This window comes from Mycobacterium sp. SP-6446, assembly GCF_001954045.1.
Lineage (GTDB): Bacteria > Actinomycetota > Actinomycetes > Mycobacteriales > Mycobacteriaceae > Mycobacterium.
The window spans coordinates 43,136-63,828 of the sequence record NZ_MBEM01000154.1; the positions used below are offsets into that span (position 1 = coordinate 43,136).

General features: G+C 68.1%; 24 protein-coding genes and 1 riboswitch. Of the genes, 8 read left to right on the top strand and 16 right to left on the bottom strand.

The genetic code is table 11. From position 1 onward, the window contains the following. Positions 1 to 534, bottom strand: coding sequence for a recombination regulator RecX (gene recX, locus A5736_RS14215; RefSeq protein WP_083667418.1), 534 nt, complete (start codon positions 532 to 534; stop codon positions 1 to 3). After that, positions 488 to 1,540, bottom strand: a complete 1,053-nt coding sequence (gene recA, locus A5736_RS14220; protein ID WP_076063692.1) for a recombinase RecA — start codon at positions 1,538 to 1,540, stop codon at positions 488 to 490. Before recA ends, recX begins: the two co-directional genes overlap by 47 nt. A 165-nt stretch (positions 1,541 to 1,705) precedes the next feature. Continuing rightward, a riboswitch (cobalamin riboswitch) is annotated at positions 1,706 to 1,849 on the top strand. 38 nt (positions 1,850 to 1,887) lie between these two features. Between recA and A5736_RS14225 the strand changes: the two genes are divergently transcribed. After that, positions 1,888 to 2,562, top strand: a complete 675-nt coding sequence (locus A5736_RS14225) for a (2Fe-2S)-binding protein (RefSeq protein ID WP_076246877.1) — start codon at positions 1,888 to 1,890, stop codon at positions 2,560 to 2,562. Between the two features lie 34 nt (positions 2,563 to 2,596). Here the strand turns inward: A5736_RS14225 and A5736_RS14230 are convergent, their stop codons facing one another. Beyond that, positions 2,597 to 2,803 carry a DUF3046 domain-containing protein gene (locus tag A5736_RS14230; protein WP_139333312.1) on the bottom strand — a complete coding sequence of 69 codons (207 nt, stop codon included), beginning with the start codon at positions 2,801 to 2,803 and terminating at the stop codon, positions 2,597 to 2,599. A 17-nt stretch (positions 2,804 to 2,820) separates the two neighbouring features. Next, positions 2,821 to 3,987, bottom strand: coding sequence for a glycosyltransferase (locus A5736_RS14235; protein WP_076246918.1), 1,167 nt, complete (start codon positions 3,985 to 3,987; stop codon positions 2,821 to 2,823). Between the two features lie 53 nt (positions 3,988 to 4,040). Here A5736_RS14235 and A5736_RS14240 point away from each other — a divergent pair, with 53 nt between their 5' ends. Next, positions 4,041 to 4,472, top strand: a complete 432-nt coding sequence (locus A5736_RS14240; protein WP_076122048.1) for a limonene-1,2-epoxide hydrolase — start codon at positions 4,041 to 4,043, stop codon at positions 4,470 to 4,472. A gap of 18 nt (positions 4,473 to 4,490) precedes the next feature. After that, a complete protein-coding gene (locus A5736_RS14245) occupies positions 4,491 to 4,889 on the top strand; it encodes a DUF5313 domain-containing protein (protein ID WP_076246880.1) in 399 nt (132 codons plus the stop codon). Positions 4,890 to 4,896: 7 nt separating this feature from the next. Here A5736_RS14245 and A5736_RS14250 read toward each other — a convergent pair whose 3' ends face one another. The 4 genes from A5736_RS14250 to pgsA form a co-directional block, all read right to left on the bottom strand. Further along, the gene (locus tag A5736_RS14250) at positions 4,897 to 5,721 is read right to left on the bottom strand and encodes a hypothetical protein (RefSeq protein ID WP_076246881.1); all 825 of its coding nucleotides are present in this window, start codon (positions 5,719 to 5,721) and stop codon (positions 4,897 to 4,899) included. Between the two features lie 18 nt (positions 5,722 to 5,739). After that, positions 5,740 to 6,567, bottom strand: coding sequence for a phage shock protein PspA (gene pspA / locus A5736_RS14255; RefSeq protein ID WP_076122046.1), 828 nt, complete (start codon positions 6,565 to 6,567; stop codon positions 5,740 to 5,742). Positions 6,568 to 6,663: 96 nt separating this feature from the next. Continuing rightward, positions 6,664 to 7,014, bottom strand: a complete 351-nt coding sequence (gene clgR, locus A5736_RS14260) for a transcriptional regulator ClgR (RefSeq protein ID WP_076246883.1) — start codon at positions 7,012 to 7,014, stop codon at positions 6,664 to 6,666. A gap of 104 nt (positions 7,015 to 7,118) precedes the next feature. Next, positions 7,119 to 7,709 carry a CDP-diacylglycerol--glycerol-3-phosphate 3-phosphatidyltransferase gene (gene pgsA, locus A5736_RS14265; RefSeq protein WP_198938112.1) on the bottom strand — a complete coding sequence of 197 codons (591 nt, stop codon included), beginning with the start codon at positions 7,707 to 7,709 and terminating at the stop codon, positions 7,119 to 7,121. Positions 7,710 to 7,766: 57 nt separating this feature from the next. Here pgsA and A5736_RS14270 point away from each other — a divergent pair, with 57 nt between their 5' ends. Then, positions 7,767 to 8,282: an amino-acid N-acetyltransferase gene (locus A5736_RS14270; RefSeq protein WP_076122044.1), complete on the top strand. Its 516-nt coding sequence runs from the start codon at positions 7,767 to 7,769 to the stop codon at positions 8,280 to 8,282. A 14-nt stretch (positions 8,283 to 8,296) separates the two neighbouring features. Here the strand turns inward: A5736_RS14270 and A5736_RS14275 are convergent, their stop codons facing one another. Further along, positions 8,297 to 10,771: a DNA translocase FtsK gene (locus tag A5736_RS14275; RefSeq protein ID WP_254848362.1), complete on the bottom strand. Its 2,475-nt coding sequence runs from the start codon at positions 10,769 to 10,771 to the stop codon at positions 8,297 to 8,299. A 161-nt stretch (positions 10,772 to 10,932) separates the two neighbouring features. Between A5736_RS14275 and A5736_RS14280 the strand changes: the two genes are divergently transcribed. From A5736_RS14280 to A5736_RS14290, 3 genes are read left to right on the top strand one after another with little or no spacing between them, the layout of a single operon-like run. After that, a complete protein-coding gene (locus tag A5736_RS14280) occupies positions 10,933 to 11,247 on the top strand; it encodes a putative quinol monooxygenase (protein WP_076122043.1) in 315 nt (104 codons plus the stop codon). After that, positions 11,244 to 12,083 carry a mycofactocin-coupled SDR family oxidoreductase gene (locus A5736_RS14285; RefSeq protein WP_076122042.1) on the top strand — a complete coding sequence of 280 codons (840 nt, stop codon included), beginning with the start codon at positions 11,244 to 11,246 and terminating at the stop codon, positions 12,081 to 12,083. The genes A5736_RS14280 and A5736_RS14285 overlap by 4 nt, the downstream gene beginning before the upstream one ends. 2 nt (positions 12,084 to 12,085) lie before the next feature. After that, entirely contained in the window at positions 12,086 to 12,958 is an 873-nt protein-coding gene (locus A5736_RS14290) for an SAM-dependent methyltransferase (RefSeq protein WP_076122041.1), read from the top strand. Between the two features lie 18 nt (positions 12,959 to 12,976). Here the strand turns inward: A5736_RS14290 and A5736_RS14295 are convergent, their stop codons facing one another. The 7 genes from A5736_RS14295 to A5736_RS14325 form a co-directional block, all read right to left on the bottom strand. Then, positions 12,977 to 14,653, bottom strand: a complete 1,677-nt coding sequence (locus tag A5736_RS14295; RefSeq protein ID WP_076246885.1) for a ribonuclease J — start codon at positions 14,651 to 14,653, stop codon at positions 12,977 to 12,979. A 42-nt stretch (positions 14,654 to 14,695) separates the two neighbouring features. Then, complete coding sequence (dapA, locus tag A5736_RS14300) at positions 14,696 to 15,598, bottom strand: 4-hydroxy-tetrahydrodipicolinate synthase (RefSeq protein WP_076122039.1); 903 nt, start codon at positions 15,596 to 15,598, stop codon at positions 14,696 to 14,698. 68 nt (positions 15,599 to 15,666) lie between these two features. After that, positions 15,667 to 16,431: an FAD-dependent thymidylate synthase gene (gene thyX, locus A5736_RS14305; protein ID WP_076246921.1), complete on the bottom strand. Its 765-nt coding sequence runs from the start codon at positions 16,429 to 16,431 to the stop codon at positions 15,667 to 15,669. 22 nt (positions 16,432 to 16,453) lie between these two features. After that, entirely contained in the window at positions 16,454 to 17,680 is a 1,227-nt protein-coding gene (locus tag A5736_RS14310; protein ID WP_076246887.1) for a winged helix-turn-helix domain-containing protein, read from the bottom strand. A gap of 28 nt (positions 17,681 to 17,708) precedes the next feature. Beyond that, the gene (locus tag A5736_RS14315; RefSeq protein ID WP_076246888.1) at positions 17,709 to 18,443 is read right to left on the bottom strand and encodes a cell division protein DivIVA; all 735 of its coding nucleotides are present in this window, start codon (positions 18,441 to 18,443) and stop codon (positions 17,709 to 17,711) included. Between the two features lie 93 nt (positions 18,444 to 18,536). Beyond that, positions 18,537 to 19,040 carry a dihydrofolate reductase gene (locus A5736_RS14320; protein WP_076122036.1) on the bottom strand — a complete coding sequence of 168 codons (504 nt, stop codon included), beginning with the start codon at positions 19,038 to 19,040 and terminating at the stop codon, positions 18,537 to 18,539. After that, entirely contained in the window at positions 19,037 to 19,801 is a 765-nt protein-coding gene (locus A5736_RS14325) for a thymidylate synthase (protein WP_254848364.1), read from the bottom strand. The genes A5736_RS14320 and A5736_RS14325 overlap by 4 nt, the downstream gene beginning before the upstream one ends. Positions 19,802 to 19,891: 90 nt before the next feature. Here A5736_RS14325 and A5736_RS14330 point away from each other — a divergent pair, with 90 nt between their 5' ends. Further along, entirely contained in the window at positions 19,892 to 20,632 is a 741-nt protein-coding gene (locus A5736_RS14330) for a dienelactone hydrolase family protein (protein WP_076246891.1), read from the top strand. The last annotated feature ends 61 nt before the right edge of the window (positions 20,633 to 20,693 follow it).

A 20,693-nucleotide genomic window follows, 5' to 3' on the forward strand; every position in this document is an offset into this window, starting at 1 on the left:
CTACACCCGCCGGCGCTCCCGCTCGGCCGCCAGCTCGGCGAAGACGACCTCGCAGGCCAGGCTCTGGCCGTAGCCACGCCGCGCCAGCATCCCGACCAGCCTGCGGCTCACCTTTGCGTCGTCGCCAGCCAGCGTCTCGCGCCGCAGCTTGGCACGCACCAGCTGCTCGGCCCGATCGCGCTCGGCGCCGGCGTCGATCCCGGCCAATGCCGCGGTGATCGCGTCGTTGTCGACGCCCTTGGTATGCAACTCGGCGGCCAGGGCGCGCCGGCTCTTTCCGGCCCTCGCCCGCCGGGACGCCACCCATTGTTGGGCGAAATCGGCGTCGTCGACCAAGCCCACGGACGCCAGTCGATCCAATACCCGGGCGCTGACGTCGTCGGGATATCCGCGTCTGGCCAGCTGACCGGACAGCTCGGCCCGCGTGCGCGATCTCGCGGTGAGCAGGCGCAGGCACAACGCCCGCGCCTGCTCCTCGCGAGAGGGCTCAGAAGTCGACGGGGGCGGGCAGGACACCATCGGCTGAGGGGTCATCGGTCACGACCGCGCCAATGCCAAGCTTTTCCTTGATCTTCTTCTCGATCTCGTTGGCAATGTCGGCGTTCTCCATCAGGAAAGTGCGGACGTTCTCCTTGCCCTGGCCGAGCTGCTCGCCCTCGTAGGTGAACCAGGAACCGGACTTGCGGATGAAGCCCTGATCCACACCCATGTCGATCAGCGAACCCTCCCGGCTGATTCCCCGGCCGTAGAGGATGTCGAACTCGGCCTGCTTGAACGGCGGCGCCACCTTGTTCTTGACGACCTTGACCCGGGTGCGGTTGCCGACCGCGTTGGTGCCGTCCTTGAGCGTCTCGATCCGGCGCACGTCCATGCGCACCGACGCGTAGAACTTCAAAGCCTTTCCACCCGTGGTGGTTTCGGGACTGCCGAACATCACCCCGATCTTCTCGCGGAGCTGGTTGATGAAGATCGCCGTGGTTCCCGAATTGTTCAGCGCGCCAGTCATTTTCCGCAGCGCCTGGCTCATCAGCCGGGCCTGCAGCCCGACGTGGCTGTCCCCCATCTCGCCCTCGAGTTCCGCTCGCGGCACCAGGGCCGCGACCGAGTCGATGACCAGGATGTCCAGCGCGCCGGAGCGGATCAGCATGTCGGCGATCTCCAGCGCCTGCTCACCGGTGTCGGGCTGGCTGACCAGCAGCGAATCGGTGTCGACGCCGAGCTTCTTTGCGTAGTCGGGGTCCAGGGCGTGCTCGGCGTCGATGAACGCCGCGACGCCGCCGGCGGCCTGGGCGTTGGCCACCGCGTGCAGTGCGACGGTGGTCTTACCCGAGGACTCCGGACCGTAGATCTCCACGACCCTGCCGCGCGGCAGGCCGCCGATGCCCAGGGCCACGTCCAGTGCGATGGATCCGGTCGGGATGATCGAGATCGGCTGACGCGTCTCGTCGCCGAGACGCATCACCGAGCCTTTGCCGTAGCTCTTTTCGATCTGGGCCATCGCCAGGTCGAGAGCCTTCTCGCGGTCGGGGGCTTGCGTCATGGTGCCTCTTCCTATCGTCGGTGTGTTCGGTGACCGGTATCGGTCGGTTGGCCGTGACCCTAGGCGCGGGGTCCGACAAGTCTCCGAACGCTCACCACAGTAGCCGAACACGTGTTCGATTCAAGAGGACACGCCGGGCACGGTAACGGCGTATGGCAACATTTGCTACCGAAAGGCGCTGACGGGGCCAAAGCAGCCTGCTAAAGCCGAGGAAACCGGTGTGAATCCGGTGCGGTCCCGCCACTGTGATCGGGGACGGACACGTCCTGACCCGAGAGCCAGATACTCACCGTCAGCGCTTCCTCACGACAACTGGGGCGGATTTCCCCAGAGAGGTTTGGTCGCGCATGGACATTTCTGCCGAGCTGGCCGAAATATCTTCTTACAAACGGTTTTTCACCTTCACTGTCGGGGGCGACGCAGTCGGATGGCATCCGGTCGGGCAGTCCTACGCCGACGGTTTCAGTGATCTGATCGACGCCACCGCCCGGCGCTATCGCACGTCGGACCTGCGGATCGCCGCCTCGCTGGTTCATCTCGGCCACGCCACCCGCCTGTGGTCACCCGTGCTCGCGTGCGCGCTGGGGCACGGGGTCGTTCCGGATCTTAAAGGCCTGCAGCGCGCCGATGACGCGGCCCAACTTCGAATGCCCGAGCCCGTCGGACAAGCCGTCGACTCGCCCTCCGCGGATTTGCTGTACCGCATCGTCGTGAAACAACACATGAAGCCGTTCGCCGCCGGCCTGCGGGTCAAACTGGCCCCCGCCCTGCTCGCGGGCAACATCGCGTCCGCACTCATGGGAGCGTCGCGAACCCTGCTCTCGGCCCGGCCCGATCTGCGCGGCCCCATCCTCGACATCACCGACTCACTGCTGGACACCGGCATGTTGGCCGGATGCGGTGTGATCACCAGCGCACACCTGGGTTTCAGGCGTCGCAGCTGCTGCCTCTTCTATCGCATCCCCGGGAAGTCCGTGTGCGCCGATTGCGTCTTTCGCCGGATACGCCGTAGCAACAGATGAGTGTGCGTAGTCGCTCACGCCCAAGCGCGCGGCTTCACCACTGATCGCGGGGCACGTCGAAGTCGACGCACAACGCCCGCCAGACGTCGCGCGGCTCGATGCCATCCTCGATGGCCTGGGCCGCAGTCCGGCCGTCGAACCCGGTCAGCACGTGATCCACCAGCACCGATGCGCCATAAGCGGCGCCGAAGCGCAACACCACCCGTTCGTTGAACTCCGTCAGCCGCACGCCAGCCAAGATACTGGGCGGCCGGCGCCTTACCCCGCGAGAGCCAGCGCTTCGTGGCACACCCGCACCGGGTCGGCGACCCCGTCGATGCCGGCGGCCGCTTCGCGAGCGGCCTCGCGGTAGCGGGGCGTGGACAGCACCTCGTTGGTCGCGGCCACCAGCGCGTCGGCGGTCAGCGGCCGGACCAGCCGCGCACTGCCCTGACGCACCACTCGATTGGCCATCTCCCACTGATCTCCCCCGCCGGGAACCACCACCAGGGGCACGCCGGCGAGCAGCGTCTTGGTCACCATCCCGTGACCGCCGCCGCAGATCACCACGTCGGCGTGCGTCAACAGCTCGGCCTGGCGTCCCAACCCCACCACCGCCCACCGCGGCACGGCCAGATCCGGTCCGTCCAGCCGCGACACCACCAACCGCGATCCCGCCGGCAGCGTGTCGCCCGGCGTCAGGTGCCGCAGCGCGACGTCGTCCAATCCGGCGGTCCCGGTCGCAGCGGTCGACGGCGCGACCACCACCACCGGCCCGCGGCCCGGCGGGACCTCGAACACCCGGTCGGTCGGCTCGAAGTGCAACGGGCCGACCACCACGGCCTCGTCCGGCCAGTCCGGACGAGGCATCTCCAGCGCCGGCAGCGTGGCGATCAGCCGTCGCAGCGGCCCGGGATCGACGGCGGGCAGCCCGATCTGCAGGCGGACGGCGGCACGCTGCTTGATCCCGGCCCGCCAGGAGCGCGCGGTCAGCGCGCGCATCGTGGCGTCGCGCAGCCGGCCGCGGATGCCGGTGCCGGGCGCGAGTCCGCTGCCTATCGGCGGCAATCCCTTGGACGGCAGGTACAGCGGATGCGGGTTGAGCTCGATCCACGGAATGCCCAGCAGCTCGGCGGCCATGCCGCCGCCCGCGGTGATGACATCGGACACCACCAGGTCGGGTCCCAGCTCGCGCAGGGCGGGCACGTTGAGCTCCGCCATCCGCGCCGCGCGCCCATGGATTCTGGCGCCGGCGTCGACGTCGTCGTCGGTGGCGGCGAGGCCGTCCAGCGCGACCGCGTCGATCCCGGCGCCGCGGGCGGTGTCGATCCATTCCTCACCGGTGAACAGGGTGGGCTCGTCGCCGGCCTCGCGAAACCGCAGGCACAGCGCGATCGCCGGAAACGAGTGCCCGGGATCCGGCCCGGCGACGACGGCGACGCGCATCATCCCCACCCTGCCACAGCGCCGGACGGCCCGGCTCGCCTACGCTGGCAGCCATGACCGAGCCGACTGGTACGGCCGTCGCGAACACCAGGACGGTCGAAGGTTTCCTGAACGCCTTGCAGGACGCGGATTACGAAACCGCGGAGGCGTCGTTGGACGACAATCTTGTCTACGAGAACGTCGGACTGCCGACAATCCATGGCCGCGCCAGAGCGATGAAGCTGTTCCGGCAGATGGACGGGCGTGCCGCGTTCGAGGTCAAGATCCACCGCATCGCCGCGGACGGGGCCGCGGTGCTCACCGAACGCAGCGACGCGCTGATCTTCGGTCCGCTGCGGCTTCAGTTCTGGGTCTGCGGCGTGTTCGAGGTGCACGACGGGCGAATCACCCTGTGGCGCGACTACTTTGACTTCTTCGACATGCTCAAGGCCACGGCGCGTGGGCTTGCCGCATTGGTAATACCGTCGCTCAAAGCGTCGTTCTGACAGGGCATGACGACAGACATGGCCAACGACAGCGTCCGCACCAAGCCCAACGCCCTGCAGTACATCCGCTATTGCTGCGGGCGGCGGCTACCCGACTCGATGCGGGATTGGGTGCGCAACGACTTGGCCGGCAAGGGCGCCGTCGCGCGGATGATGATCCGCGTCGCGGTGCCGGCGGTGTTGGTGCTCATCCCGTTCTGGTTCATCCCGACTACGCTCGACGTCCATCTGAGCATGACGCTGCCGATTCTCATTCCGTTCGTGTATTTCTCGCACGCGCTCAACAAAGTGTGGCGCCGGCACATGCTGGCGGTGCATGGGCTGGATCCCGGGCTCGTCGACGAACGCGCCCGGGCGCGCGACGCGCACATCCACCAGGCGTACATCGAGCGCTACGGCCCGCGACCGGACGATTAGCGGCGCGCTACTTGCGCAGCAGTCCGCCGAGTTCGTCGAACGCCTGCGCCCAGCCGAGCAGACGATCCGTCGCTCCGACCAACTCGTCGCGGTAGCGTTGCTGCGACGCGGCTAACGCCCCCCCGGCACCACCACCGCCGTTGGCCGATGACACCAATTGTGCTGCGGCGGTGACCATTTCATTGTATTGACGGACGCCCGCGCTCAGCTGCGCGGTGAATGCGTTGATGGTGGGCACCAGATACGACCGCGACGACTCCGAATAGTGCACCGCCCGCTCCATCGACACGACCTCGGCCGCGGTGGAAGCCATCGCCGCCGAGGTCTTGTTCGCCGCCGCGGTCAGGTCGCGGATTTCGGCCGCCGGCAACATGGCGCCCCGCTCGATCACACCCAGCAGCGAGAAGAACCCGCGTTCGGAGGCGCCCAGCGCGTACATCGCGGGTCGCGCGGCCGAACCGGGCGGCGGCAGCCTGCGCGCGTTGGCGGGCCGGCTCGCCGGCAGTGGCTCGGATCGCAGCCAGTGGTAGCGAAGCAGCAGCAACGTCGCCGGAATCACCATGACGACCGCGATGGCCCCGGTGATCTCCAGCAGCAACGCGAACCAGCCCCAGGCCGCGAGCACGGCCGTGACCACCGCCCAGAACACGCAGCCGGCGGCGAATATCAGGCCCCACCGCAGCGCGCGGCGGCGCCGTCGCAGCAGCCGGGCGCGTGGGTCCGCGGCGGCGCTGATCTTCTGGGCCACCAGGTCGGAAAGGTCGGCGGCGGTGTCCAGCCCGCGCCGCAACAACGCACGCCAGGACCCGCGCCCCGTCGCGTTCACCGACATCGTGGGACCCTTCGCGGTTTAGGACTGACCGAAGGGCTTCTCGGCGGCTTGTCCGCCGGTCTCGGCGGGCGCGGGAGTGGCCGGGGTGGCGTCCGGCGCGGCAGTCGAGCCGGTCGGCAGGGCTTCGCCGCGCATCGACGCGCGGATCTGCTCCAGCCGCGAGTGACCGGCCATCTGCACACCGGCCTGCTCGACTTCGAGCATTCGCCCCTGCACGGAACCCTGCGCAAGCTCGGCCGCGCCCACCGCGTTGGCGTAGCGTCGTTCGATCTTGTCGCGCACCTCTTCGAGGCTCGGTGTGTTGCCGGGGGCGGCGATCTCGCTCATCGACCGCAGCGACGCGCTGACCTGCTCTTGCATCTTCGCCTGCTCGAGCTGGCTGAGCAGCTTGGTGCGCTCGGCGATCTTCTGCTGCAGCACCATCGAATTCTGTTCGACGGCCTTCTTGGCCTGGGCCGCCGCCTGCAGCGCCTGGTCGTGCAGCGTCTTGAGATCTTCGACGCTCTGCTCGGCGGTCACCAGCTGGGCCGCGAACGCCTCGGCGGCATTGTTGTACTCGGTGGCCTTCGCGGTGTCTCCGGACGACGTGGCCTGGTCGGCCAAGGTGAGGGCCTGGCGCACATTGACCTGCAGTTTTTCGATGTCCGCCAGCTGACGGTTGAGCCGCATCTCCAGCTGACGCTGGTTGCCGATCACCTGGGCGGCCTGCTGCGTCAGGGCCTGATGGGTGCGCTGTGCTTCCTCGATGGCCTGCTGAATCTGGACTTTGGGATCGGCGTGCTCGTCAATTTTCGCGTTGAACAACGCCATGACGTACTTCCACGCTTTGACGAACGGATTGGCCATTGGTTAGCTCCGCCTTCGCTACTTGTGGGCCCGGTAGGCCTTGGGTAGAGCCCTGCTGGGCTCGTACTCACCCTGCCGCTCAATTTAGTGGGGCGCTCAGGCCACCGCCAGAGACGCCACCGGCGGAATGACGACCTTGGTGCCGGGGTCGATGGTGGAACCGCTTGCGACGGTGGTCGGCTCGCCAGTCGGCTCGCTGCGCGCGGCGCGTTCCTCGCTCGCCATCCGCTCGCCGGCGTCGGTGAGGACCGTCGACAGCGGAACCTCCAACGCATCGCAGATCGCGTTGAGCAGCTCGCTGGAGGGTTCTTTGCGGCCGCGCTCCACCTCGGACAGGTACCCGAGGCTCACCCGAGCCGCATCGGACACCTCGCGCAACGTCCGTCCCTGCGTTGTCCGGGCCAGGCGCAACACGTCGCCGATGACCTCGCGCACCAATGGCGGCATTCCCGCTCTCCTTCGTCCCGGTTCGTTCCAGTCAGGCCTGCTCGACACGAGCTCTCTAGGTCAACGCCGGCACCGGTGGCCTAGTTCCCGATCAGGATTCCCGCTCAGCCCGTCGTCTGGCGAATTTCCCGGACGGCGGACGCGACGTAGTCGATGCCGGTCACCACGGTGAGCACGACCGCCGCCGCCATCACCACCGAAGCCCCCACCAGGAACGGCCCCGAGAGGGGTAGCACGAACAACCCGATCGCCAGCGCCTGGACCACGGTCTTGACTTTGCCGCCCCAGCTGGCGGGAATGACTCCGCGACGAATCACCGTCAACCGCAACAGGGTCACCCCGACCTCGCGAGTCAGGATCAGCACGGTGACCCACCACGGGAGGTTCCCAAGCATCGACAATCCGATCAGCGCCGACCCGATCAGCGTCTTGTCGGCGACCGGATCGACGAACGCGCCGAATTCGGTCGCCATGCCGTAGTTGCGGGCCAGCAAGCCGTCCAGCCGGTCGGTGATCATGGCGATCGTGAAAATCACGAAAGCGACTATGCGCCCGACGATTTGGTGGCCGTCTCCGGCGAACAGAGCGAGCAAAAAGATCGGGACCAGCACTAGGCGCAACAACGTGAGGATGTTCGCGAGGTTGGCGATCCGGGCACGCCGCACTATCGGACCCGTTTGCGGCTGCCCCGACACCGCAACAGAATAACGGTTGACCAGCGCAGGCGTGGCCGATGTCAATACTGTTGACCCGTGACCGAAAGCCAACAGGATCAGCGGCCGGTGGTCCGGCGCGCGCGAACATCCGATGTGCCCGCGATCAAAGAACTCGTCGACACCTATTCCGGAAAGATCCTGCTGGAAAAGAACCTGGTGACGCTCTATGAGGCCGTTCAGGAGTTCTGGGTGGCCGAACTCTCGGGAAAAGTGGTCGGTTGCGGGGCGCTGCACGTGTTGTGGTCCGACCTCGGCGAGATCCGAACCGTCGCCGTCGATCCGGCCGCGACGGGCCGTGGCGTCGGCCACGCGATCGTCAACCGGCTGCTCGAAGTCGCCCGCGAGCTGCAGTTGCAGCGGTTGTTCGTGCTGACCTTCGAGACCGAGTTCTTCGGCAAGCACGGGTTCAGCGAAATCGAGGGCACGCCCGTCACCGCCGAGGTGTTCGAGGAGATGTGCCGCTCCTACGACATCGGTGTCGCCGAGTTCCTGGACCTGAGCTACGTCAAGCCGAACATTCTGGGCAATACCCGGATGCTGCTGCTGCTCTGACTATTCGTCGGGGCTCACTCGTCTTGGAGGTCGGATCCGCTCGCGGAGCCCCGGATCGCGGCCAACGTCGCCGCCAGCTCGTCGGGCTTGACCAGCACGTCACGCGCCTTGGATCCCTCGCTGGGCCCCACGATGCCGCGGGTCTCCATCAGGTCCATCAAGCGGCCCGCTTTGGCGAAGCCGACGCGCAGCTTGCGCTGCAGCATCGAGGTGGAACCGAACTGGCTGGACACCACCAGCTCGACGGCCTGCAAGAACACGTCCATGTCGTCGCCGATGTCCGGGTCGACGTCGGTGCGCTCACTGGTCGGCTTGGCTGTGGTCACGCCGTCGGTGTATTCGGGTTCGGCCTGGTCCTTGCAGGCGGCGACGACGGCGTGGATCTCCTCGTCGGTGATGTACGCCCCCTGCAAGCGCAGGGGCTTGCTGGCGCCCATCGGCAGGAACAGGCCGTCGCCCATCCCGATCAGCTTCTCGGCGCCCGCCTGGTCCAGGATCACCCGGCTGTCGGTGAGCGACGACGTCGCGAACGACAGCCGGGCCGGCACATTGGTCTTGATGAGCCCGGTCACCACGTCGACCGACGGTCGCTGGGTGGCCAGCACCAGGTGGATGCCCGCGGCCCGGGCCTTCTGGGTGATCCGCACGATGGCGTCCTCGACGTCGCGCGGCGAGGTCATCATCAGGTCGGCCAGCTCGTCGACGATCGCCACGACATACGGGTACGGGCGGTACTCCCGCTGACTGCCCAGCGGCGTCGTGATGGCACCCGATCGCACCTTGGCGTTGAAGTCGTCGATGTGACGCACCCGCGACGCCTGCATGTCCTGGTAGCGCTGTTCCATCTCCTCGACCAACCACGCCAGCGCGGCCGCCGCCTTCTTCGGCTGCGTGATGATCGGGGTGATCAGATGCGGAATGCCTTCGTACGGCGTCAGTTCCACCATCTTCGGGTCGATCAGGATCATCCTGACCTCCTCCGGGGTGGCCCGGGTCAGCAGCGACACCAGCATGGAGTTGACGAAGCTGGACTTGCCGGAGCCCGTGGAGCCGGCCACCAGCAGGTGCGGCATCTTGGCCAGGTTGGCCGAGATGAAATCGCCCTCGATGTCCTTGCCCAGCCCGATCACCAGCGGGTGGTGATCGCGGCGGGTCGACGGCGCGGTGAGCACGTCGGCCAGGCGCACCATTTCGCGATCGGTGTTGGGCACCTCGATGCCCACGGCCGACTTGCCCGGGATCGGCGCCAGCATGCGGACGCTTTCGGTGGCGACCGCATAGGCGATGTTCTTCTGCAGCGCGGTGATCTTCTCCACCTTGACGCCGGGGCCGAGCTCGACCTCGTAGCGCGTGACGGTGGGCCCGCGGGTGCAGCCGGTGACGGCCGCGTCGACCTTGAACTGGGTGAGCACCTCGCCGATCGCAGTGGCCATCTGGTTGTTGGCCGCGCTGCGCTTTTTGGGCGGATCGCCGGCGACCAGCAGGTCCAGCGACGGCAGCGTGTAGGGGCCCTCGACGACCCGGTCGGTGACCGGGACCTGCTTGCGGGAGCCGCGGCGGGCGCGCGGTTTGGCGGCTTCGAAGGCCGGTTCGGGGACCGTGGGGGTTTCGTCGTACACGTCGTCGCCGGCGCCCTCCGACGACCACGCCTGTGGTTCCGGATCGAAGGGTGGCTCCTCGTCATCGAACCGGTCGTCGAACTCGTCGGCGTAGTCGTAGGCGGACTCGTCGTAGTCACCGTCTGCGTCGTCGATCAACCGGGTGCCGAACGTGGCCCGAATCATGTCCGGCAACTCGCGGATGGTGGTCCCGGTCAGGAGCAGCAGGCCGAACATGAAGCCGATGAACAACAGGGGCGCGGCGATCCAGGGCGTCAGGCCGTCCGACAATGGGCCACCGATGGCGAAGCCGATGAATCCGGCCGCGCGCCTGCGCAATTCGGGATCTTCCGGGGAGCCGGACCATAGGTGGCGCAGGCCGAGGACCGACAGGGCGATCAGGCTGGCGCCGAGGATCAGCCGGGGCCGCGCGTCGGGGTTGGGCCGGGTGCGCATCAACGCCACCGCGACGCCGCCCAAGACCACCGGCAGCGCCAGGACGGCCGACCCGATGAACGTCCGGAGCACGACGTCGACCCAGGCGCCGATCGGCCGGGCGGCGTCGAACCACGAGCTGGCTGCGACGACGACGGCCAGGCCGAGCAGAACCAGCGCGATCCCGTCGCGGCGATGCCCGGCGTCGATGTCGCGGGCCCGCCCGATCGAGCGCGCCGCGCCGCCGGTGCCGCGCGCCGCCATCAGCCAGGTGGCGCGGATGGCGCGGCCGCAGGTCAGCCCCGCGGCCACCAGTACCGAAGGATTGCGGCGTTTGGCGGGCCTACCGGGCCGCCGGCGGGGTGCGGCCGGTCGCGCACTTCGGGACCTGCCCCGCGAAGCGGCCTTTGACCTGCTCGTTCGGGTTCTTGAGCGGGCCGCGGTCTTACTAGCCATGGGGGCCAGGGTAGTCGTAAATACATCATCTGCACCACCCGCCACACTGGTAACGGCGATCCTCTCCCTCGGGCGCCGCGGCGGCCCCCGGAAGGCGTCGGTAGGGTGACGAACGGTGATCAAAGTCACGCCGCTCCCCGCCCTGCCCAGGAGGCCCTAACATGCCCGTCGTCGTCGTCGCCACCATGACCGTCAAACCCGAATCGGTCGACACCGTCCGCGACATCCTCACCAGCGCCGTGCAAGAGGTGCACGACGAGCCGGGCTGCCAGTTGTACTCGCTGCACGAAACCGGTGAGACGTTCGTGTTCGTCGAGCAATGGGCCGACCCCGAGGCGCTCAAGGCGCACAGCACCGCGCCGGCGATCGGCAAGATGTTCGCGGCGGCCGGCGAGCACCTGGCCGGGGCACCGGACATCAAGATGCTGCAGCCGGTGCCCGCGGGCGATCCGGACAAAGGGCAACTGCGCCGGTGAGCCCCGGCCGGCCACTCGAGGGCCCACTGAACGGCAGGGTCGCGCTCATCACCGGCGCCGCCCGCGGTCAGGGTCGTGCGCATGCGGTGCGGCTGGCCGCCGACGGCGCGAATGTGATCGCGGTCGACCTGTGCGCGCAGATCGAGAGTGTCCCGTATCCGCTGGCCACTCCGGAGGATCTGGCGGAGACCGTCAAGCTGGTCGAGGACACCGGGGCACGCATCGTCGCCCAACAGGGCGATGTCCGCGATCGCGAATCGCTCTCGGCCGCAGTGCAGGCCGGCCTTGACGAGTTCGGTCGCCTCGACATCGTGGTGGCCAACGCCGGCATCGCCCCGATGCAGTCCGGCGGCGATGGCTGGCGCGACGTCATCGACGTCAACCTCACCGGGGTGCACCACACCGTGGAGGCCGCGATGCCGACGATGGTCTCCCAGGGCAGCGGCGGTTCGATCGTGCTGATCAGTTCGGCCGCCGGACTGGCCGGCATCGGCAGCGCCGACGCCGGCTCCATCGGCTATGCCGCGGCCAAACACGGTATCGTCGGGTTGATGCGTGTATACGCCAATTTGCTTGCCCGCCACAACATCCGGGTCAACTCGATACATCCGTCCGGGGTCGACACCCCGATGATCAACAACGAGTACACCCGGCGGTGGCTCGCCGACCTCGTCGCGCAGTCCGATTCACCTCCGGACATGGGCAACGCGCTGCCGGTGCAGGTGCTGGCGCCGGCCGACATCGCCGACGCGGTGGCATGGCTGGTATCCGATCAGGCTCGCTACCTCACCGGCGTCGCGTTGCCGGTAGATGCCGGCTACTTGAACAAGCGATAGCCATGGCGCGAAACCCCGTGGCGCAGACCGCCTTCGGCCCGATGGTATTGGCGGCCGTCGAACAGAACGAACCGCCCGGGCGGCGCCTGGTCGACGACGACCTCGCGGACCTGTTCTTGCCGGCCCCACTGCGCTGGCTCGTCGCCGCGACCCGCGCCGCCCCGATCCGCCGTCTGATGATCCGCGGATCGGAGTTCACCGGCCCCGGGTTATGGGTGAACATGGCCTGCCGCAAGCGTTTCATCGCCGACAAGCTTGCCGAAGCACGCGACAACATCGACGCCGTCGTCATCCTCGGCGCCGGATTGGACACCCGCCCGTACCGGCTGACCCGGCAGGTGCGGATGCCCGTCTTCGAGGTGGACCTGCCCGTCAACATCGCCCGCAAGGCCAAGACGGTCCGACGGGTGCTGGGCGAGCCGCCGCTGTCGGTTCGGCTGGTGGCACTGGACTTCGAACGCGATGACCTGCTCACCTCGTTGGCCGAGCACGGCTATCGCACCGATTATCGGGCCTTCTTCATCTGCGAGGGCGTCACCCAATACCTCACCGAAGACGGTGTCCGGCGAACCCTCGAGGGACTGCGCGCGGCCGCCCCGGGCAGCCGATTCGTGTTCACCTACGTCCGCCGCGACTTCATCGACGGGACCAACCTCTACGGCACCCGGACGCTCTACCGCAACACCCGCGAGCGCCATCAGCTTTGGCACTTCGGCCTGCAGCCCGACGAGGTCGCCGGGTTCATCGGTGAATACGGGTGGCGGCTGGTGGAGCAGGCCGGACCCGACGAGTTCGTCCAGCGCTACGTCGAGCCCACCGGTCGCAAGCTCCCGGCATCACAGCTGGAGTGGTCGGTGTACGCGGAGAAGACTTAAGCCGAAGGCGGCGACCCGCTAGACCTCGATGACGGTCGGCACGATCATCGGCTGGCGGCGGTAGGTTTCGCCCACCCATTTGCCGACGGTGCGCCGCACCGCCTGCGCGATGCGCGGCGCATCGGTCACATCGTTGGCAACCAACGATTCCAGCTCCGCCTCGACCTTGCGGGCGGCGGGCTCGAGCGCCTTGGGATCTTCGGAGAATCCGCGCGAATGTAGTTGCGGCGGGGCCACCGGACGCCCGGTGCCGCGCTTGACCACCACGGTTATCGCAACGAAACCGGAAGACAGGATGAGCCGTTCGCCCAGGGTGATGTCGCCGACGTCGCCGGTGATCAGACCGTCGACGAACATCTGGCCGACCGGTACCGCGCCCGCGATGGAAGCCTTGCCCGCCACCAGGTCGACGCTGACGCCGTTCTCGGCCAACAGGATCGACTCCGGCGGCACGCCGGCGCGCGCCGCCAGCTTGGAGTTGGCGCGCAGCATCCGCCAGGTGCCGTGCACCGGCATCACGTTGCGCGGCCGCACCCCGTTGTACAGAAACAGCAGCTCGCCGGCGTAGGCGTGGCCCGAAACATGAACGCGCACTTGCTGATTGGTGACCACCCGGGCCCCGATCTTGGCCAGCGAGTCGATGACACCGTACACCGCTTCCTCGTTGCCCGGGATCAGCGACGACGACAGGATGATCAGGTCACCGGCGGTCAGCGTGATGCTGCGATGCTCGCCGCGAGACATCCGCGACAACGCCGACATCGGCTCGCCCTGAGTGCCGGTGGTGATCAGCACCACCTGGTCGGGCGCCATCATCTCGGCGGCGGAGATGTCGATGACGTCGGAATCGGCCACCCGCAGGAACCCCAGTTCGCGGGCGATGCCCATGTTGCGCACCATGGATCGCCCGACGAACGACACCCGCCGCCCAAGCGCGACCGCGGCGTCGATGATCTGCTGCACGCGATCGACGTTGGAGGCGAAACACGCCACGATGACCCGCCCGTCGGCGCCCCTGATCAGGCGGTGCAGGGTCGGGCCGACCTCGCTCTCCGACGGCCCGACGCCGGGGATCTCGGAGTTGGTCGAGTCGCACAAGAACAGGTCCACGCCCGCGTCGCCGAGCCGCGACATGCCGGGCAGGTCGGTGGGGCGGCCGTCCAGCGGCAGCTGGTCGAGCTTGATGTCGCCGGTGTGCAGGACGGTTCCCGCGCCGGTGTAGACCGCGATGGCCAACGCGTCGGGGATGGAGTGGTTGACGGCGAAGTATTCGCACTCGAACACCCCGTGCCGGGTGCTTTGGCCCTCTTTGACCTCGACGAAGGCCGGCTTGATGCGATGCTCGCGGCATTTCGCGGCGACCAGCGCCAAGGTGAACTTCGATCCGACGACGGGGATGTCCGGCCGCAGCTTGAGCAGAAAGGGGATCGCCCCGATGTGGTCTTCGTGCGCATGGGTCAGCACCAGCGCCTCGATGTCGTCGAGCCGATCTTCGATGTGGCGCAGGTCCGGCAGGATCAGGTCGACACCGGGCTCGTCGTGGGTGGGAAACATCACCCCGCAGTCGATGATCAGCAGCCGGCCCAGGTGCTCGAAAACCGTCATGTTGCGGCCGATTTCGCTGATGCCGCCCAGCGCGGTGACCCGCAACCCACCCGCGGTCAGCGGACCTGGTGGGCTGAGGTCTACATCCACTTGCGGGCCACCCTTTGGGTCACTTCTCGCTCATCGGAGCACTCATCGGAGCACCGAGGCCGCCCGCATATCGGCGGCGAGCTCCTCGCTCTGTTGCGGAGTTGCCGCCATCTGTGGCAGTCGCGGATCGCCGACGTCGATACCCTGCAGGCGCAGGCCGGCCTTGGACAGCGTCACACCGCCCAGCCGGCTCATGGCATCGCAGAGCGGGCCCACCAGGACGTTGATCTTGCGGGCGGTGGCGACGTCTCCGGAGTTGAAGGCGGACAACAACTCTCGCAGTTGGCCCGCCGCCAGGTGCGAGATCACACTGATGAAGCCGGTGGCACCCATCGCCAGCCAGGGCAGGTTCAGGGCGTCGTCGCCAGAGTAGTAGGCCAGCCCTGTCTCGGCGATGATCTGACCGCCGCTGTGCAGGTCGCCCTTGGCGTCTTTGACGCCGACGATGTTCGGGTGTGCGGCCAGCGCGCGGAGGGTGTCGGGCTCGATCGGCACTACCGAGCGCGGGGGAATGTCGTAGAGCAGCACCGGCAGGTCGGTCGCGTCGGCGACGGCGGTGAAGTGGGCGTGCAGCCCGGTCTGCGGCGGCTTCGAGTAGTACGGGGTGACCACCAGAAGGCCGTGGGCGCCTTCGGCCGCGGCGGCCTTGGCCAGCCGGATGCTGTGCGCGGTGTCATAGGTGCCGGCGCCGGTGATGACGCGGGCGCGGTCGCCCACCGCCTCCAGCACGACACGCAACAGCTCGCGCTTCTCGTCGTCGGTGGTGGTCGGCGACTCGCCGGTAGTGCCCGAGATCACCAGGCCGTCGCACCCCGCGTCCACCAGGTGGTTCGCCAGCCGCGCCGCCGCAATCGTGTCGACCGAGCCGTCGGCGCCAAAGGGCGTGACCATCGCTGTTAGCAGAGTTCCCAGGCGTGCCGGGGCGTCGAATCCGACGGTACTCACGGTGTTCAGGCTACCTGGCGGCGGCAAGCTTTTTGGCACCTACCGGCCCGGTTGTGTCCCCGGCCGCCTCACGCTTCGGTGGCCAGCGGGCTGGTGGCGACCTCGGTGCCGTCGGCCAGGGTGGAGACCTCGAAGTCGGCGAACACGGCGGGCGCGACGGCCGCGAGCTGACGTAGACACTCGATGGCCAGCCGCCGGATTTCGACATCGGCGTGCTCGCTGGCCCGCATCGCGATGAAGTGCCGCCAGGCCCGGTAGTTTCCGGTCACCACGATGCGGGTTTCGGTGGCGTTGGGCAGCACCGCGCGCGCAGCCTGACGGGCCTGCTTGCGACGCAGGGCTCCCATCTTTTCGGTGGGCTGGCCCGTTGCGAACTTGGCCTCCAGCCTGGCCAGCAGGTCGGTGTAGGTGGCCCGGCCGGCATCGGCGGCGGCGGCGAGGATCCGCTGGAGCTCGGGATCGTCCTCCATGCCCGGCGGCACGACGACCCGCGACTCCTTTTCCGGGACGTAGCGCTGCGAGAGCTGCGAGTACGAGAAGTGCCGGTGCCTGATCAGCTCGTGCGTGCAGGACCGCGAGATGCCGGTGATGTAGAACGACACGCTCGCGTGTTCGAGCACCGAAAAGTGGCCGACATCGATGATGTGCTTGATGTAGCCGGCGTTAGTCGCGGTCTTCGGGTTGGGCTTGGACCAGCTCTGGTAGCACGCTCGCCCGGCAAACTCGACGAGCGCGGGGCCGCCGTCGGCGTCGGTGGTCCACGGCACATCGGGGGGCGCCAGGAATTCGGTCTTGGCGATCAGTTGCACGCGCAGCGGCGCGGTCTCGGCCACGGCGCTCACCTTAGCCGGGCCATCAGCTCATCCGCTTGGAAGCCGCGCGCAGGTCGGTGGCCAGGTTCCCCCGGGTCGAGACGCTGAACCCACCTAGGCCCAGCCACGCGGCCATGGACTGAAGTTCGCCGGCCAGCGCGGCCCCAACGCGCGCGCGGGCCACGTCGGGCTCGGCGAACGCACCCACGACGCGCAGCGCGTCGGCGGCGCGGTCCGCCTTGAGGTCGACCCGCCCGACCAGCCGGCCGTCCAGCAGCAACGGCCACACGTAATAGCCGTACTGACGCTTGGCCGCCGGGGAGATCTCGATGCGGTAGTGGAAGCCGAACAGCCGCTCGACCCGGGGCCGGAAGAAGATCAACGGGTCGAACGGGCACAGCAGCGCGGTGCCGCGGTCGTGGCGCGGCACCGTCCGGCCCGCGCGCAGATACGCCGGCGCGGGCCAGCCGTCGACGTCGGCCCGCTCGATCTCCCCGGCGGCCAGCAGGGCGGCGATCGCGGGCTTGACCTGCTGCGCGGACAGCCGGAAGTAGTCGCGTAGGTCGGCCTCCACGGCCACACCCAGCGCGGTGGCGGCCCGCAGCGTGAGCTCCCGGACCGCCTCGTCGTCGTCGACCTCGCGGGCCAGCACGTCGGCGGGCAGCACCCGTTCCACCAGGTCGTAGTGGCGGGCGAAGCCCACCCGGGTGGCGGTCGTCAGCACTCCGGCGGAAAACAGCGCCTCGGCCACCCACTTGGTGTCGCTGCGAGTCCACCAGGTGCCCTTCCTGCGGCGCGGCTCGGCGGCCAGATGCGTCTCGATCTGCCCAGCGGTGCTGGGACCCAGCTCAGCGACAGCCGCGACGACGTCGTCGGCAAGTTGCGGATTGGCCTGCAGCGCCTCGAGAAACCGGTGGGGGCCCCAACGGCCATGCCGATACTGACGCATCCGCCAGCGCATCAACGGCCAGTCTTCGACGGCCATCAGGGCGGCCTCGTGGGCCCAGTATTCGGCCAGCAGCCGTGACGAACGCGGCCCCCAGGCCGCGCGGTCCAGCACGTCGCGGTCGTAGGGGCCGAGCCGGCTGAACACCGGCGCGTAATGGGCGCGCACCGCTACCGACACCGAATCCAGTTGCAGCACTTGGATTCTCGATACCAGGCGCTTCAGGTGCGCCCGGGTGATCGGGCCGCGGGGCGGCGGCTCGTTAAATCCTTGGGCCGCAACGGCTATCCGCCGGGCTTGGGCGCCAGTCAGCCGGAGGGACACGGCGCCGAGAATACTGGCCGCCGCACCTCTAGTGGGTTGACCCCGCGCCGACCTTCCCGTCCAACGGCACCGCGGAGTTGGTCTCGTGGCTGGTCTCTGAGTTCCGCTCCGACAGGTTGTCCCGTTCTTGGTACGCCGCCTCGAGCGCTCCCGGAACCGCTTCCAGATCGCGGTACACGCCCATCAGGTGCTCCAGGATCTTGATCCGTTGCTGACTCGCCACGTCGACAGCGCGCCGGGCCTCGTCACGATCCCGGTCGGCTCGCTGCTTCGCTTCGGCGAGGAGCTGCTCACGCGCCCGCTCGGCGTCATCGCGGAGGGTGGCCAGCTCGGCCTCGAGCTTTTCCTTGGTTTCCTGGTACTCGGCTTCCAGCGCTTTTTGCTGCGCGGCCATGTCGGCCAGCATCTCTTCGCGCCGTCGCCGGGTGGCCTCTGCCTCCGCCTCTGCCGCCGCGATCAGCGCTTCCGCCTCGGTCTTCGCCTCGGCCTGCATTTCGGAAACCTCGTCGACCGCGCGCCGCAGCATCTTCGCCATCCGCTTTTGCATCGCGTGCGGCGAGGGCGAGGTGTCGGTGAGGACGGCGACCTCCTTGCGCAGCGCGGCCGTTTCGTCGCCGGATTCCCGCAGCCGCGCCCGCAGGCTCTCGACGTCATCGAGCAGCAGCTTCTGTTTGGTGGTCAACACCTCGATGTGGGCGTCGACCGCGGCGGGATCGTAGCCGCGGAACATGCGGGTGAATGTCTTTGCGGGTTCGGTTATCACTGCCAATTCCCCTCCTGAAAACTCCTGGAAACACCGGTCAGACCGACCCCGGTCGAGTATGTCAGGTCAGCCCATGGGCGCGGACACGTGCACTCATTGCCGAGAGTAGCTGTGAAACCGGTAGCGCAGCCCGGTGCGGCTGAGCTTCCACTCGCCCGTGCGGGCCGCCCATTCGTCATCGAGCACCGGGGCCAGCGCGTCCTCGTCATCACGCGGCAGATCGATCTCGACCTCGGTCACCTCACACCGGGTGGCATACGGCAGCCCGAGCAGGTAGATCTGTGCGCCGCCAATCACCCACGTCTCGGGCTCGCTGTCTGCGAGGGCACACGCCGCGTCCAGCGAACCGACGACCTCGGCTCCGTCCAATTTGAAGTCGCTCTGGCGCGACAGGACGATATTTCGACGGCCTGGCAACGGCCGAACCCTGGCCGGCAGCGAGTCCCAGGTGCGACGGCCCATCACCACAGCGTGGCCCATGGTGACCTGTTTGAAGCGAGCCAGGTCTTCGGGCACCCGCCACGGGATGTCGCCGCCACGCCCGATCACACCGGAAGTCGACTGGGCCCACACCAGGCCCAGGCCAGCGCGCGTCATACAGCGACGGGAGCTTTGATCGCAGGGTGCGGATCGTAATTCTTCACGACGACGTCGTCGTAGGTGTAGTCGAAGATCGAATCCCTTTGGGCCAGAACGAGTTCGGGGTACGGCCGCGCATCGCGAGCGAGCTGCAGCCGCACCTGTTCGACGTGGTTGTCGTAGATGTGGCAGTCGCCGCCCGTCCAGACGAACTCGCCGACCGCCAGCCCGGCCTGCGCGGCCATCATGTGGGTCAGCAGCGCGTAGCTGGCGATGTTGAACGGCACTCCGAGAAACAGGTCCGCGCTGCGCTGGTAGAGCTGGCAGCTCAGCCGCCCGTCGGCCACGTAGAACTGGAAGAACGCGTGGCACGGCGGCAGCGCCATCTGCGAGATTTCGCCGACGTTCCAGGCCGACACGATGATGCGCCGCGAGTTCGGGTCGGTGCGCAGCAGGTCCAGCGCGGCGCTGATCTGGTCGATGTGTTCACCGGTGGGGGTGGGCCAGGATCGCCACTGCACACCATAGATCGGGCCGAGATCGCCTGTGCTGTCTGCCCATTCGTCCCAGATGGTGACCCCGTGCTCGTGCAGCCAGCCGACGTTGGACTCGCCGCGCAAGAACCACAACAACTCGTAGACCACCGATTTGAAATGCACCTTCTTGGTGGTCAGCAGCGGAAAGCCGGCCGACAGGTCGTAGCGCAATTGCTGGCCGAACAGGCTCCGCGTTCCGGTGCCGGTGCGATCCGATTTGGCCGCGCCCCGCTCGAGCACCATGCGCAGCAGGTCCTCGTAGGGCGTGGGAATCGGCGCTGGAACGGGCACGCGGCCAGCTTACGTCCAGAGCGCCGGAGTAGAACGGAGGGCATGCCGAGCATCGATGACACCGTAAGCACCGAAGACGGCACCTGCGCCGTCCACCTGTTCACACCCGAGGGCCCGGGCCCCTGGCCCGGCGTGGTGATGTTCCCGGACGCCGGCGGCGTCCGCGACACCTTCCACCAAATGGCGGCCAAGCTCGCCGGATTCGGCTACGCGGTACTGCTGCCGGATGTCTACTACCGCAACGGCGATTGGGCCCCCTTCGACATGGCCACGGTGTTCGCCGACGAGCGGGAACGCAGGCGCCTGTTCTCGATGATCGGCAGCATCACCCCGGACAAGATGGCCGCCGACGCCGGCGCCTTTTTCGACTACCTGGCCGCTCGCCCCGAGGTATCCGGACAGCGATTCGGAGTGTGCGGCTATTGCATGGGCGGGCGGACGTCGGTGGTGGTGGCCGGCCGCGTTCCGGACCGGGTCGCGGCCGCGGCGTCCTTCCACGGTGGCGGCTTGGTGAGCGACACGGCGGACAGCCCGCACCTGCTGGCCGACCGGATGAGCGCCACGGTGTACGTCGGTGGCGCCGCGAACGACGCATCGTTCACGGCCGATCACGCCGAGCAGCTCGACAAGGCGCTGACGGCGGCCGGGGTGGCCCACACCATCGAGTGGTACTCGGCGGCCCATGGCTTCGCCGTTCCGGACAACCCGCCCTATGACCCCGCGGCCGACGAGCGGCACTGGGCGGCGATGACGGACCTATTCGCCTCGGCGCTACCGCGCTGACCGCTGGAGTGCGTGGGTCCGATTGTTTGCTGTGGCATAGCGACAACAGGTGTTGCCAGCA

Coding starts and splice junctions, on each gene's coding strand:
- recX (WP_083667418.1), bottom strand. CDS start 534: ATGACCCCTCAGCCGATGGTGTCCTGCCCGCCCCCGTCGACTTCTGAG.
- recA (WP_076063692.1), bottom strand. CDS start 1,540: ATGACGCAAGCCCCCGACCGCGAGAAGGCTCTCGACCTGGCGATGGCC.
- A5736_RS14225 (WP_076246877.1), top strand. CDS start 1,888: ATGGACATTTCTGCCGAGCTGGCCGAAATATCTTCTTACAAACGGTTT.
- A5736_RS14235 (WP_076246918.1), bottom strand. CDS start 3,987: ATGCGCGTCGCCGTCGTCGCCGGGCCGGATCCCGGGCACTCGTTTCCG.
- A5736_RS14240 (WP_076122048.1), top strand. CDS start 4,041: ATGACCGAGCCGACTGGTACGGCCGTCGCGAACACCAGGACGGTCGAA.
- A5736_RS14245 (WP_076246880.1), top strand. CDS start 4,491: ATGGCCAACGACAGCGTCCGCACCAAGCCCAACGCCCTGCAGTACATC.
- A5736_RS14250 (WP_076246881.1), bottom strand. CDS start 5,721: ATGTCGGTGAACGCGACGGGGCGCGGGTCCTGGCGTGCGTTGTTGCGG.
- pspA (WP_076122046.1), bottom strand. CDS start 6,567: ATGGCCAATCCGTTCGTCAAAGCGTGGAAGTACGTCATGGCGTTGTTC.
- clgR (WP_076246883.1), bottom strand. CDS start 7,014: ATGCCGCCATTGGTGCGCGAGGTCATCGGCGACGTGTTGCGCCTGGCC.
- A5736_RS14275 (WP_254848362.1), bottom strand. CDS start 10,771: ATGGCTAGTAAGACCGCGGCCCGCTCAAGAACCCGAACGAGCAGGTCA.
- A5736_RS14280 (WP_076122043.1), top strand. CDS start 10,933: ATGCCCGTCGTCGTCGTCGCCACCATGACCGTCAAACCCGAATCGGTC.
- A5736_RS14290 (WP_076122041.1), top strand. CDS start 12,086: ATGGCGCGAAACCCCGTGGCGCAGACCGCCTTCGGCCCGATGGTATTG.
- A5736_RS14320 (WP_076122036.1), bottom strand. CDS start 19,040: ATGACGCGCGCTGGCCTGGGCCTGGTGTGGGCCCAGTCGACTTCCGGT.
- A5736_RS14325 (WP_254848364.1), bottom strand. CDS start 19,801: ATGGTGCTCGAGCGGGGCGCGGCCAAATCGGATCGCACCGGCACCGGA.
- A5736_RS14330 (WP_076246891.1), top strand. CDS start 19,892: ATGCCGAGCATCGATGACACCGTAAGCACCGAAGACGGCACCTGCGCC.